The 13843-nt window shown below is 32.4% G+C and carries 12 protein-coding genes; 5 read left to right on the top strand and 7 right to left on the bottom strand.

The genetic code is table 11. The features are described from left to right. Window positions 1-12 precede the first annotated feature (12 nt). The gene (locus tag DL91_RS14225; protein WP_231551430.1) at window positions 13-159 is read left to right on the top strand and encodes a hypothetical protein; all 147 of its coding nucleotides are present in this window, start codon (window positions 13-15) and stop codon (window positions 157-159) included. A gap of 156 nt (window positions 160-315) precedes the next feature. Here the strand turns inward: DL91_RS14225 and DL91_RS13620 are convergent, their stop codons facing one another. From DL91_RS13620 to DL91_RS07610, 6 genes are all read right to left on the bottom strand, one after another. After that, window positions 316-486, bottom strand: a complete 171-nt coding sequence (locus DL91_RS13620; protein WP_156096051.1) for a hypothetical protein — start codon at window positions 484-486, stop codon at window positions 316-318. Between the two features lie 72 nt (window positions 487-558). Beyond that, the gene (locus tag DL91_RS07630) at window positions 559-1287 is read right to left on the bottom strand and encodes a glycosyltransferase (RefSeq protein ID WP_048190944.1); all 729 of its coding nucleotides are present in this window, start codon (window positions 1285-1287) and stop codon (window positions 559-561) included. Between the two features lie 53 nt (window positions 1288-1340). Continuing rightward, window positions 1341-2303, bottom strand: coding sequence for a UbiA family prenyltransferase (locus DL91_RS07625; protein ID WP_048190943.1), 963 nt, complete (start codon window positions 2301-2303; stop codon window positions 1341-1343). Beyond that, window positions 2296-3219 (bottom strand): carotenoid biosynthesis protein, encoded by a 924-nt coding sequence (locus DL91_RS07620; protein WP_048190942.1) that lies wholly within the window; start codon window positions 3217-3219, stop codon window positions 2296-2298. The genes DL91_RS07625 and DL91_RS07620 overlap by 8 nt, the downstream gene beginning before the upstream one ends. 165 nt (window positions 3220-3384) lie before the next feature. Beyond that, on the bottom strand, window positions 3385-4299 hold the full coding sequence (locus DL91_RS07615; RefSeq protein WP_048190941.1) for a carotenoid biosynthesis protein: 915 nt from the start codon (window positions 4297-4299) through the stop codon (window positions 3385-3387). 113 nt (window positions 4300-4412) lie between these two features. Then, a complete protein-coding gene (locus tag DL91_RS07610) occupies window positions 4413-5846 on the bottom strand; it encodes a flippase (protein ID WP_048190940.1) in 1434 nt (477 codons plus the stop codon). 421 nt (window positions 5847-6267) lie between these two features. Here DL91_RS07610 and DL91_RS07605 point away from each other — a divergent pair, with 421 nt between their 5' ends. Genes DL91_RS07605 through DL91_RS07590 form a run of 4 tightly spaced genes read left to right on the top strand, consistent with a single transcriptional unit; the run spans window position 6268 to window position 12452 of the window. After that, on the top strand, window positions 6268-7380 hold the full coding sequence (locus DL91_RS07605) for a glycosyltransferase family 4 protein (protein WP_231551497.1): 1113 nt from the start codon (window positions 6268-6270) through the stop codon (window positions 7378-7380). 58 nt (window positions 7381-7438) lie between these two features. After that, window positions 7439-9013: a 6-pyruvoyltetrahydropterin synthase gene (locus DL91_RS07600; protein WP_048190938.1), complete on the top strand. Its 1575-nt coding sequence runs from the start codon at window positions 7439-7441 to the stop codon at window positions 9011-9013. A 59-nt stretch (window positions 9014-9072) separates the two neighbouring features. Beyond that, window positions 9073-10251 carry a glycosyltransferase family 4 protein gene (locus tag DL91_RS07595; protein ID WP_048190937.1) on the top strand — a complete coding sequence of 393 codons (1179 nt, stop codon included), beginning with the start codon at window positions 9073-9075 and terminating at the stop codon, window positions 10249-10251. Window positions 10252-10271: 20 nt separating this feature from the next. Beyond that, window positions 10272-12452 carry a DUF2206 domain-containing protein gene (locus DL91_RS07590; protein ID WP_048190936.1) on the top strand — a complete coding sequence of 727 codons (2181 nt, stop codon included), beginning with the start codon at window positions 10272-10274 and terminating at the stop codon, window positions 12450-12452. A gap of 102 nt (window positions 12453-12554) precedes the next feature. Here the strand turns inward: DL91_RS07590 and DL91_RS07585 are convergent, their stop codons facing one another. Beyond that, on the bottom strand, window positions 12555-13622 hold the full coding sequence (locus tag DL91_RS07585; protein WP_052374301.1) for a glycosyltransferase family 2 protein: 1068 nt from the start codon (window positions 13620-13622) through the stop codon (window positions 12555-12557). Between the last annotated feature and the right edge of the window lie 221 nt (window positions 13623-13843).

Here is a 13843-nt window from a genome sequence, read left to right as displayed (position 1 = left end):
GAAATGACATAATTGCAGATGGCATGTAAGTGTCATGCATATTCAAACCAGGAAATAAAGAAGAAACTATCCTCTATTCCAGATGAAGATCTGGAAACATTATATGAATCAATAAAGAATATCAAAACCATACTGAACAAACTGGACGAATCCAAATAGTTAGAAATTTCCCATCCCCACATCATGGAATAAACAGTAACAGGTTTTTTTTATAGAAAAAAAGGGGTCATGTTTATATTTTTTTTACAAAGATTTACATGCTTATGGTTTTTGAAACAGTCTGACCATCCAGAACTGCATATATTTTAGTTGAACTTACAGATATTCCTGTCTTTGGTTTGAAAATAGCTGTGGCAATTCCGTTAACTGTGTCACAGATGATGCTACATATCCACTACTGCTTTTGAAATAAATCAGTGTACCGTCCTTGATATGCCCAGCACCGGACATAACTGTTCCAGCAGAGTTTTTACTAAGATCTGCCAAATATTCGGGATAATAACAGTTAAAAAAAACATAGCTGCATTGAAATCTATCTAAATATCACGGAAAATTTATTCAGCGAAGATTCAGTTTTCTCAATATTCTATCTTCCATAATATTTATGCCCAGTCTTAATCTGTCTGTGTGCCAGACACCGCAGGAAGTATCTATGGTTTTGTATTCTCGACCATGCTTCCTTACAACATTTTTAAGGGTGGAGTAATATTCTTTGGAGAATGATTCTGTCCGGGATGCATGGTATATTTTAATTGGGATGACATAAACAGATCTCCCCAATATCTTAGTGGTTAAACAGTAATCAGCCCCGTATAAATGCCAGTCAAAACATGTTTTTTCGTCAAATTCCCGTTTTTTAAACATTGATCTGGGAACAATGAAAAGACACTCATCAACAGTTTGAACATCGGCTGGTTCGTCTATTTTTATTCCAACATCTTCTGGAGGATATCCATCCTGGATATTACTTATCATCACAGGTTTATCATTAGTTTTAGAGTAACCAGCAACACCAGCAACACCTAAGTTATCAAGTGAACCCAGGATATGTTCAACATCTTCGAGGCAGGTGTCATACAACAGATCCACATCTTGATGTACAAACATCAAATAATCTTGAGTAGCCTTTCTTGCCCCATAATTCAGGGCTTCAGCTGCAGATCCAAACTTTCCATCACTGTTATCTATTAAAATAAATTCATATTCCTCGGTCTGGATGTTTAAACTTTTCAGCAAGTTTTTTTCAAGGATCTTCTTGTTGTTGAACACACAGATAACAGTTATCATGGTTATTTCTTCCCAAAAAAATTGAATTTGTTTTGTTAAAAATTTGTTTTTGTTTAAAGATATTTGTCAGTGAATAAAAGCCAAATGGCAAATATTATCACTAATAATGGTAGATTCAAAAGGAACAATCCTATAGTTATATAGCATGTTCTGCTTGCTATGTATGGAAGCATGTTGTAGATCATATCTTCTTCCTGATCAAATTTGGTTATAAATCCGTAGTATACCGTTAAAAGGAAGCTTAAGAAGAAAAATATTATGAACACGAGTATAACATATAATGTGGTAATCTGGTACGCTGAAACCATGTATGAATTGGGTAGTAGGTAGTAAATACTTGTAAGCATGAAAAGAAAGCCTAATAATATTGAGATATATTCGGCTATGTTGGCATTTTTTTTACCTACAATCACTGCAAACGTCCTGCAATCGTAGGATAAATCAAGCTTATATTCTATTATGGTATGTTTAATTTCATGGGCAAAATAAATTATAAACAACCCCGCTAGGAGCATTATCGTTCCAAAACTGAAGTAATTGAACTGGGCAAGCAGTATTACCGAGGGTAATACGAAAAATCCCAAGGATGCCACGACAGGTCCAAAAATACTTTCCTTTAATCTCAATTTAAATCCACTATATATCACCGATAACAACATAAGCAGTAAGAGAGAGACCAACGAGGCAAATGAAGTGTATATAAGTAATAAGAACAGTATTGAAAGCATATACAACAATGTTATGATTACGTAGAGGAATTTTACCGAGATTACACCTTGTGTAACTGGATTTTTCGATTTAGGATCCTTATCCGCATCACCTATAGCGTTACAGATAAAACCCCCTGCAAATGCAGGTACAAGTGGCAGTATGTATAATAAATCCCATGGAGAATTAATAAAACCATTGTACATTAATATTGCAAAGAAGGGCAGCATGGTGATAAAATATCCTCCATACTTAAGAGATCTGGAGGTACGATAGGTCATTATAAAAGATTTAAATATTTCACTCATTTTTCCCCACTCTTGTATGTTTGATGTATGTTATTAAAATTGTTATCAATATAAATGGCCCCATTGCAGTCGTTCCAATTAACAGATATTCCGGATGTCCAATTAAAAGGGCTGTATACCCATATATTAAAAGGAACATGGTGTACATACTTATAATGGTAGCCGTTAGAAATGAATTATCAGTAACTATATGATCTTTTTTGTCTATGATAAATTCTACTACCCTGAATAGAAAAGTGACAGAGAACACTACTAAAAACCATCCTACAAAATTACTTATGGGTATTCCAAAGTAGGGTCCGCTATCAATCCAGAACCATGCGTGATTGGCTACCACAACTGGATCTATTAACATGTCCATATTTGTTGCTACCATTCCACTTATCATGGAAAGAAGAATTATTAAAAGAAAGACAAATGGACGGCCCTTATTTTTTAGATAGAATTTCTTATTATTAAATTCCAATATAATATCTGCAAAAATGTAAGAAATATAGATTATGAAAGCCCAGGAAATTACATTAACAACAGGTACCAATCCAAAGAATGCAGGGGTTAAAATTGGATTGTAGTAATAATGTCCGTATATCCATCCAAATTTAACTCCTAACACTTCAGAAACTAATCCAAATATCAAAGCGATACTGAAAAACAGGGCAGTTTTGGTTTTTCCCAATAGTATAGATGAATGAATAACAACCAGGGCCAAACCTGTAAAGATCCATAAAGATCCTATAAAATCAATAACCAAATTATTTGTACCCATTAATGAGTAAATGTAACTGAGAAATGTAATTATCAAAAACCCAAAGTAGATTGGATATACTGTTTTCTTAAGCTGTAAAGGTTTTATTATCAATATCAGGGCTACTGCCGATAAAACCACCAACAGTTTAATATAGAAGATTATCTCCATTTTTTTAACTCCCCTTCGATTATTTTTATTCAATAATTTATGAATCCAATCTTAAATCTAATTTATCATCTTCTAAACACATGTTTGAATCTATTTTTCTCTTAACAGTCTCACAATTTTTATTAAATCTGACCAACTTTCCATTTGACATGATATAATTCCTATTTACCTTTTGCCTGAGAAATCTATTAGGGTGAATAAAAGCATTATTAATATAAACGGCCCCGTAGTGGCAGCACCAATTAATATATATTCCTGATTTCCCATTTGGAAAGCTGATATTCCATAAATTAAGAAATACATGACATATAATACTATGATGCTTAAGGTTGTGAACAATGAACTTTTGGTTAGTGAACCATCTTTTTTTGATTTAAATGATTCATAAAGCCGGTACACAAAGGTGGCTGTAAATGTTACAACAAACCACCCTACAAAATTACTTATGGGTATTCCAAAATAGGGCCCACCATCAATCCAGAACCACCCGTGGTTGGCTACCACAACTGGATCAAGGAGCATATCAAGGTTTACAGCTACAAAACCACTTATTGATGAAAGTAAGATTAATAACACCAAACAGTGCAGTTTATTCCCTTTTATATCAGGTTTTTGAATTCCAGATACCTTCAGGATCAGGTTCGAAACTGCGAATGCAATGTAAATAATGGTGGCCCATGAAATAACAGACATTACAGGCACAAGTCCAAAGAAAAATGGTGTTAATTCTGGATTGTAGTAGTAACGTCCTAAGTAACCATACTTAACAGACATCAATTCTGAAACTAATCCGAATGTCAATGCGATTATGAAGAAGATGATGGTCTTTTTTTTTCCAAGGTGTAATGAGGAATGGATTAATACCAATCCAAATGCTGTAAATGTCCACAGAGCTCCTAACAAATTAATAATTAAGATCTTTGCACCTATGAATGAATAGATGTAGCAAAAAAATGTTACCAAAAGAAATATAAAGAAGATGGGATATACTGTTTTCTTTAACTTTAAAGGTTTAAACAGGAAAATCAGGATAATTGCAACCAAAACAATTAACCAATTAAGATAGAAGATTATATCCATAATTTATTTAACCCCATTAACGTTTATTTTCTTTATTAAAAATATTATTCTGATTTTATCTATAAAATGATTTTATATATTTTTTATTATTATTTTAAGTTTTTATTTATGTTTTAACCTCGAATTTCCTTCAATATTTCTATATCAACGTCATCAATACCTCTTACAATATAAAGTGTAATGAAATAGATAATTATTGCTACAATCAGCACTAAAAAGAAATTAAGGCTGTTAAAATACCAGATAAAGATGCTCATGATTGAAGTTGCAAATAAGACCTTTATCAAATCTTTTAAGACAATTTTGTATGAGATGCCGTAACCCAATTTGTAGGTGATAAATATTATGTAACCAACAAGAACCGCCTCTGTAATGAATGTGGCAAAGCTTGCTCCAATATAGCTGTATGGCGGAATTAATATCAGGTTAAGGATTATATTAATTATAAGGCAAGCTATAGATATTTTAGTGATGATTAATTGTTTGTTGGTTGATTGTAACAATTGTGTGTAGGATGCTCCTGCAAATGTGAGTACAATTGCCCATACCAAAATCTGCAGTGAAATAATTGATGGGATGTATACATTTCCGTAGAGAAGTAAAATGACTTGTTTTGCCAGAAGAGTCGTTCCAAATCCAAGTGGAATGCCTACAATGATCATGTATTTGAAGTATCTTTCATTAAGAAGATTCAACGAATTTTTCGAGGAGTTGCTGTACATTCTTGACATAACCGGGAAAATAACGATGTTTATGGCATTGGGAAGTAGTAATGCTATGTACATTAGTCTGTAAGCTGCACTGTACCATCCTACAGCTTCTGTAGTTTTAAGGATCGACAACATTATTGAATCAATGTAGGTGTAAAGCATACCGCTTAAAAATATTATTCCAAAGGACCAGGATTCCTTTAATGTGGGCTTCCAAAAACTCAGGTCAAATTCGAATTTAATATTAGAAAATTTAAGCAGATAAACTATTAAACAATAAATAAGAACTATTGTGCTCGTAAAAACATAAATCCCGGCGAAATATATGATGCTCAGTCCATAGAAGATTCCTATTATTGTAAATAATAAAAGCACTGCACTGTTAATGATGTTGGCCATAGCCAGATATTCCATTTTTTCGTTGGCTTGGAAAAGAGAATTTAAAAGCCCAAAAAATGAAGTTAATATCACTGAAATTGTAATTACATATATTACAATACTTTCTATCTGATTGTATCCGATTATCTTTACTGTAAGTACAACAAGGCAGAATGTTATGAAGGATAGGAGTATTTTCATCAAAATACTGTTGGAAATGTATTTGTTTGATAATGATTTATCACGAGCAAGTTCCCTCACCATCAATGTGCTGATGCCCATATCCACAAAAACTCCAAATATTGCCCCTATGGACAGTGCAAGTGATATTATACCAAAACCATCTGCCCCCAAGTAACGTGCAGTATATATTACAGTGAAAAAAGCAAGCACGTAGGTCAAGATCTGAGATATAACTATCAAACCAATATTTTTACTGATCTTTTGAATTGTATTCATTACACAAACCTGTTTCAGATGTTTAAGACTTTAAAAGATAATTCTAACTCTATCATTATTCTGAACTTCTTTAATTATACTTTTTTCTAAATTTCTTCGGAGCAGATCGTCAAGTAGGGAGTTTAAGATAAAGTAAGGAATTTAAGATAAATTCCATTAAATAAAATATCAAACCAGAAACGGTTCATAATTAATTATATCATTATGGTTTCATTCTTAATTAATATGCTGTATACCATTTTCTAGGATTTAAAAATGAATTAGAGAACATTTATTAACAATTATTAACATATAAAAAATATCTTAAAACTATTAAATCCTAGATAAGAGTTTAAATCTTGAAAATAAATTATTGAACTATTTGGGAACTTATTTCATAATTATGGGGAGAATAAACTATAAATAGAGGTTTAATGTGAAAATGAGGATACTAATTATCAATTATATGGAAACAACATCTCCTGGAGGGATAAGTAAAACAGTTATGGAGACTGCCAAACACCTTTCCAAGGGAAACGAAGTTACAGTGCTCCAACCAAACCCTTCTAAATTAGTTAATGAAGAAATTTATGAGGATTTCAAGATTATCAGGGTTTCTTCTCCATTTGATAATACTAAATATTTCTACGGCCTCAACCTGGAGATCTACAATTATCTAAAAAAACATCTTAAAGAATTAAATCCAGATATAGTGCATGTACATGGATATCATCATCTGCTTCCCATTGAAACAATTCATACTATCAAAAGAATCGAACCTGAATTACCAATAATATTTTCCCCCCATTTAGACGTTATTAGGGGTAGATTTGCAGGTAAATACCTGTGGAATCTTTACAACTTCATTGCTCGAAGTGTTTTCCCTAAAACTGTTAATATTACATCTTGTTCAGAATTTGAATCGAACAATATTCAAGATATAGGTGTGGATCCAGACAAAATCGTGCTGATACCTCACGGCGTTGACATGATAGACACATCTAAAAAAATCAGGGATAAGACGATAAAACTTATGTATTCAGGACATTTAATCGATCGAAAAGGTGTAGATTTTATATTAAATAGCTTAAACAGTTTAGTAAATGATAATGGTGTGACTAATGTTGTATTGACCCTGGTGGGTGAAGGTCCTGAAAAACAGAAACTAAAAAAGATGTGCAGAGATCTTAAGATTGAAAATTATGTGGAATGGAAATCTTTCATGTCCCGTGAAAAATTAATAGATCAAATAAAAGAATCAGATATCTACATATTGCTATCTAAATCAGAAGCATATGGTATTGCTGTTGCAGAAGCACTGGCACTGGGTACGCCATGTATAGTAACCAACAGAACAGCTTTAAAAGAATTTTCAAATGAAAACGGATGTTACACTGTTAACTTTCCTCCCGAACCCCAAGAGGTAGCAGATTTAATAATGAGAATATATCAGGATGATGTTGCTGTTGGGCCTTTATCTGAAAAAATAAGAACATGGGACAAGGTTTCTAAGGATTATGAAAGATTGTATAAGGAGGTTATAGAAATAGGTTAAACTGAATTTAACCAAAATTGTGACATATGTCTAAATTTTTAGATGTAAAAAAAAAAAAATGTTTCAAAATAAACAAATAACAAATTTGCTCTGGATCATCCCGGGAATAGTAGCATTTTTCATTGCCCTAATTCCAACACTGTCATATCAATGGCCATTAACACTGGATATTTATACCCATATACATATTGCCCAAGTTTACAGTCAATATGGAATCACATTCATTGATCCAACTACCAATCCACCAGCCGGAACTCCAATAGTTTATCCTCCACTTTTCAGCCTGCTTTTAATGGTTCTGGACATCATATTCAGGGTAGATTATTTTAGTGTGGCACGATTTTTACAGCCTGTACTAGCTTTTTTAGCGGTTTCATCGGTTTCATATGTTGCAAAAAAATATTATGGGAACATTGCAGGAATTTCAGCAGGATTTTTAATACTTTCAAGTTATTTATTCAGCAGGTTTGTATCCCCCCTACCTGAAACACTTGCATTGATATTTGTTCCACTAGCAATCTACTTCTACTACAAATCAACAATTTCAAAAAAATATAAATATGCAATAATTTCCAGTTTCATATTTCTCCTGATAATTTTAACTCATCAAGCAACCACACTAATATTATTTTTAACTATAACTGCCATAACCATCGTGGTTGCAATTATAGAACGAAAAAAACATTTCCTCATAATTTATTCCCTGTTCCTTTCATTACCCATTATCGTTGGACTAATATTATCTGTTGCAGCTCTTATAGTAGCACCGGGCTTCGTATCAAAAATATACACCTATGGAATTTCAGCAGTAACAGGTTACACATCAACACTCCCAATCAGTGATCCAATCAGTGATGCCAAATACCTGGTCTACTTGGGCATAGTAATGATATTTGCAATAGCAGGAGCAGTTATTGCATTTAAAAGACGCGAAACAAGGGATATTTTTATTATCGTATGGATATTGGTGATATTTTTCTTGAGCAAATCTTACTGGTTCGGTGTAAATGTGTACACCATAAGAATGCTTGTACATCTCCTCCTGCCACTATCAATTTTAGGGGGAATGGGATTGAGCTACCTTTATATTGAATACAAAAAAACAGAATTCAAATCTAAGAGGATCAGATCCCTATTTTTAATTGCCGTATTTATTATTTCATCCCTATTTGCAATTACAACAGTATCAGATCCCCAATTCAACACACTTCCCAAGTACAATGCACAGCCCTACTCAGAAAGTTATCTTGTAATTCCCCAGTTGATACCACCAACCAATTCGGATATAGAGCTTACAAACTGGTTTAAAGAAAATGGGGATAAAAAATCAGCAGTTGTATCAAATAACTATGTGACTAACATTTTCATCCAAGCAACAGCTAACCAACCCATTGCAGGTGTACAGTCCTCAGAACATGTGATAGAATGGGGATTTGGATCGGATGAACTTAAACAGAAGGACATCGGTTACTTTATATTCGATAAAAGACTTAATTTCACCTCAAATTCCAGTCAAAAGATCATCAGCCATGGAACTTTCATATTCTATAACAATTACTACAACATAACATCATTACTCCCAAACACCCAGTTACTGTACCAGAATCAGAACTACATGGTTTTCAAGATTTAAAATATACTTGTAGATTTTTCAGCTTTTAAAACAATAACTAAAATGGAAACAATAAAAAAATGAAAATTGCAATTGTAGCTCCAATGGATGCCCGTACGGGTATAAGCAACTATTCAGAAACTTTATCAATCGAATTGATAAGATTAGGCGAAGATATAACAGTAGTGGCACCTGAAAATTCACAAAATTCAGTATTGCTAAATATGGGCATGAACTACGTTGAACCAGAAAATTATGAAGTAGATGACTATGATCTAACCCATTTCCAACTGGCATGCTCCCCATTACATGAATATCAGCTCCATATCATAAACAAACACAGAAAAAAGCTACTTAAAAATATGAATGTGGTTACAACTGTACATGATGCAAGGAATTTCGATCTATTTAATATTAAATGCAGTAAATGCATTTCTTTTGGAATAAATTTACCTAAATATCCATTTTATCCGCACGATGTTGTTGACAAAGGATTTCATAGCATTTCAAACAGGCTAATATTCCACAGTAATTCTGCTATGAACGAATATAAAAGCAGATACTACCTTAACAGCAACACACTCAGACGTGTTTTGCACCCTGCCTACAGTATTCCAGGAGTAAACACTGTTTACGATCCGGTAAATGAAACTGAAGAAATAAGATTTTTAGCTCCAGGTTACATTTCACCTTTTAAAGGTCATGACATACTTATTAATGCTGTAAGTAAAATTAATCAGGATTTTAAGCTAATTTTCATGGGAAAAATTTTAGATGAAAACTATGGAGAATATCTCAAAAAACTGGTGAAAAAGGAAGGTCTTAATGATAAGGTGGAATTTTTAGGATTTGTAACGGAAGAAGAATTTATTAAACAGATTAACAGGGCTAAAATAATTCTAATACCCAGATTAACTAGCTCATGGTTAAACAATCAACCAGTATTCAAACTCAGAAAAATATTTGGACTCCATTACCTGATCAACCAGTCAACAAGCGGAGTGCTTACAAAGGCACTTGCATCTGGAAAACCTGTTATATGTTCTAAAAGTCAGGGATTTTCAGATTACATAGATGAGTCAAGGGGCATTATGTGTGATGATGATGTTGAAAGTTGGAGAAATGCTATAAATTATATGTTATTAAATCCAAATAATGTAACAGAAATGTCTCTAAATTCTAGAAAATTTGCTGTTAATGAATTAAGTCCTACTAACATTGCCCAACAACATTTAAAAATTTATAAAGAACATAGATAAAAATTTTTACGGTAATTATTATGAAAATGTTAAACCCACTTAAAATGAATGATTGGAATATTAAACATCTCATTATAATAATAATAATTTTCCAAGCACTTACATGGATTACAACTATTTTAAACTATCGTGAGATAGATATACCCTTTCTAAGGGTGTTTACTACATTTATCGTGATGTTCTTTTTAAACGGAATACTGATACTTAGAATACTTAGAATTCACGAAATTGGTAACATTAAAACTATTCTTTACTCATTCGGATTAAGCATAACAACAATAATGTTTTTTGGAATGCTCGTAGATTTGGTATATCCATTTTTAGGTATAGATAAGCCAATATCAACATTTCCCTTGCTAATCACATTCACCCTTTTCACAGCATTCCTTTGTGTTTTAAGTTACAGACGTGACAATATATTTAACAGACCCGAAAAATTGAATTTTGAAGGAATTTCAGTACCCCTCCTAACCCTGCTTTTAATTCCATTTTTATCAATATTTGGAACCTATGCAATGAATGTTTACAATAGTAACATAATTTTAATTTTAATGTTCTTTATAATAGCCTTCATACCATTACTTGTGGCATATAACAAATTTATACCCGAAAAACTTTATCCAATGGCCATATTTTCAATGTCCATAACATTACTATTTTCCACTTCCCTAATATCATCTTACCTCACTGGATGGGATATTAATTTGGAATATTATTTCTCAAATTTGGTAGTAAATAGTTCTTACTGGAATTCATCAATACCTGACCTTCTAAATGCCATGCTAAGTCTGGTAATAATAGTACCAATCTTTTCAAAGATATCTGGTTTGAGTGTTGTAAGTATTTTTAAGGTTATATATCCATTTTTATTCGCATTTGTGCCCCTTGGTTTGTATTCCATATTTAAAAATCAAACCAATACAAAAATAGCATTTTTTGCATGTTTTTTATTTGTATCAATTTTCATGTTCTTTTTAGAAATGCCCTACCTTGCAAGACAGGAAATAGGGGAATTATTCTTCATTTTAATAATAATGCTTACGATAGAAGATAAACTATCAGATAGGAACATACTCATATTTACTTTATTTTTCATCCCTGCCCTGCTTGTATCGCACTATTCAATGGATTACATCTACATATTCATGGTTTTAACTGCATATTTAATTGTTTTAATCAGAAACATGAACTTATCAAATAAATATCCTCGGTTGGGTCGATGGCCCATTCTAAGCTTCTTCTTTATTAAGGGAGAATCTAAAGATAACATTAAAATGCGATATGTGATGCAGATAATACTTCTCTTCAGTATCACAGCCAGTTACTACTTCCTAGTTTCAAGTTCAGTACTGTTCCACTTGACCATAACAACCATAAATAATCTAATAACCATTGGTTTACAGTTCCTGTTTAATCCGAAAGCTTTAGCAGCTGTTGGAATAGTGACCAGTGAAAAATCATTTTTGAGAACAATAGCATTGGTTTTCCACCTGTTAATAGAGTTTTTCATTGCAATTGGAATTTTAGCATTGATCTTAAGACGTACAGGACAGAAGTTTAATGAAAATTACAGTTTATTTTCTGTTATGAGCTTTGTACTTTTAATTTTAGTACTAGTAGTTCCTTTCCTTGCAGGAGCCCTTAATCCTGAGAGATTTTACCAGATTGCACTAATATTTTTGTCTGTTTTCTTTGTTGTTGGATGGATCAGACTTTCAGATTTTATAAACAAGTTGTTTAAATACAAATGGAACCCAAAATCAGTTATGGAAACATCATTCAAGTTAATGGCATTATTCTTAGCAATCTCTCTGATGTTTAACAGTGGAGTTGTCTATGAACTGTTAAATGATAAACCTACATCAATGGTGCTGCACAGTTCAATGGACGGTCCTAAATTTAACAATATTGAGGTTGTAGGAGCAGAGTGGATCACAGAGTATAGAGTTAATGATAATGTTCACGCAGACTCTTACAGATTTCTCTTGTTAAACAGCTTAATTCCCTATGCTCAAGCTAAATCTGGTTTTTATTCTCCTAATAATGGATCTTACATGTTTTTAGGAACTTACAATCTGTTGACGGGAGAATTTGGAATTCCTGCTATTGGTTATACTACACTGAAGTATTATAGTGTAGAAAATTTGACTTCGGAAGGATCTTCAATCTACGACAACGGAGGATCGAAGATATTCATCTAAAAATTAAAAAGTAATCTAAATTGAATTTTTTTTAATTATTTTTATGATGTATCGATAATAAATTTGGGAGTAAAAAATTTCCAGTCTACTTTTTAAACTAGCTCATTTAGTCCTTAATATTTTGATTCCGTCATATGTTCCGCGTATAAATGATCTTAATTTGGTTTTATCTCTGTGTAAAATGGTTAAGGAGAAAAATATCTTCCAGAAGAAGTAGCAGAAGTAGTAAATTAGTGAAGTAAATTTCTGGCCCTTTGATTCATTTTCTTTAATGAAGAGGAACCGATTCCTTATCATGTAGTAAATGCTTCTTGCACCAGTATCTGAACCATAACATTTGTGCCATATGCTTGCTTTAGATGCGTATAACGTGTGGTAACCAGCTTTTTTACCCCGGATACACCAGTCTATCTCTTCCCAATATGTGAAATAATCTGGATTGAAGAAACCTATCTCACTGGTAAGATCTTTACTAACAAGCATGCAAGAGCCTTCAACATAATCAACAATTCTATCTGTGTTATACTGTCCATTATCAACTTCATCAACACCTATTGGGTGCGGTTCTGAACTGTTCAAGCCTAGTTTTCCCCCTGCAAAACTTATTATGTTTGATACTTCCTCTGGCATGTAATAATAAATTTTAGGTCCTGCAAAACCGATATTTGTGTGTTCACACACAGATTTTATCATGTTTTTTAGAAATAATTGATCTACAATTGTGTCGTTGTTTAAAAGTAGAAAATAGTCCAAGGCTAACTTATCGACGGCAAATTTCATTGCAATGTTGTTTCCTTCGGTGAAACCGTAATTTTTGTCGTTCTTGATTATAATTAATTTTTCAAGCCGGTTTGAGTTTTTATATCTGTTGTGATCCAGTTTAATATATGATAACTGGTCACAATCAATTTCTAACATATCAATGGGCCAATCAAATTTGGACAGATCTTGTCGGGGATTATTTACATGTTTTCCACTACAGAAATCCCTAATCTTGTTTAATGAATCATCCTGTGATGCGTTGTCAACCAGAATAAAATAATAATTAAGATAATCCAGATTATTAATGGATTTTAAACATTCGATGGTGTCTTTCCATCCATTCCAGTTCAGTACTATAACTGCAACCAGTGGATACATATTAGTTCTAATTATCTGTGCCGATTCCATGTATCTTATATATTAACTATTATATTAATAATTTTTTTATGTTGATCCTAAGAATTTTTTAGATTGATATTCCAAAATCAGTTCATCATTTTCAATTTTTTATTGATAATTCAATCAATTTTTTCAGCTATTTGCTAAAATTTAGACCACTTCAAATGTCTATTATTAAATAAAATGGGGTTGTCAAGTTAATGGGTGTTGAGATTTTTGGAAAAAAATTT

Source organism: Methanobacterium sp. SMA-27 (assembly GCF_000744455.1).
Lineage (GTDB): Archaea > Methanobacteriota > Methanobacteria > Methanobacteriales > Methanobacteriaceae > Methanobacterium_B.
Note: the sequence above shows the minus strand (reverse complement) of the source record. Positions and strands in the feature narration are given on the sequence as shown.

Coding starts and splice junctions, on each gene's coding strand:
- DL91_RS07630 (WP_048190944.1), bottom strand. CDS start 1,287: ATGATAACTGTTATCTGTGTGTTCAACAACAAGAAGATCCTTGAAAAA.
- DL91_RS07625 (WP_048190943.1), bottom strand. CDS start 2,303: ATGAGTGAAATATTTAAATCTTTTATAATGACCTATCGTACCTCCAGA.
- DL91_RS07620 (WP_048190942.1), bottom strand. CDS start 3,219: ATGGAGATAATCTTCTATATTAAACTGTTGGTGGTTTTATCGGCAGTA.
- DL91_RS07615 (WP_048190941.1), bottom strand. CDS start 4,299: ATGGATATAATCTTCTATCTTAATTGGTTAATTGTTTTGGTTGCAATT.
- DL91_RS07610 (WP_048190940.1), bottom strand. CDS start 5,846: ATGAATACAATTCAAAAGATCAGTAAAAATATTGGTTTGATAGTTATA.
- DL91_RS07605 (WP_231551497.1), top strand. CDS start 6,268: ATGAGGATACTAATTATCAATTATATGGAAACAACATCTCCTGGAGGG.
- DL91_RS07600 (WP_048190938.1), top strand. CDS start 7,439: ATGTTTCAAAATAAACAAATAACAAATTTGCTCTGGATCATCCCGGGA.
- DL91_RS07595 (WP_048190937.1), top strand. CDS start 9,073: ATGAAAATTGCAATTGTAGCTCCAATGGATGCCCGTACGGGTATAAGC.
- DL91_RS07590 (WP_048190936.1), top strand. CDS start 10,272: ATGAAAATGTTAAACCCACTTAAAATGAATGATTGGAATATTAAACAT.
- DL91_RS07585 (WP_052374301.1), bottom strand. CDS start 13,622: ATGGAATCGGCACAGATAATTAGAACTAATATGTATCCACTGGTTGCA.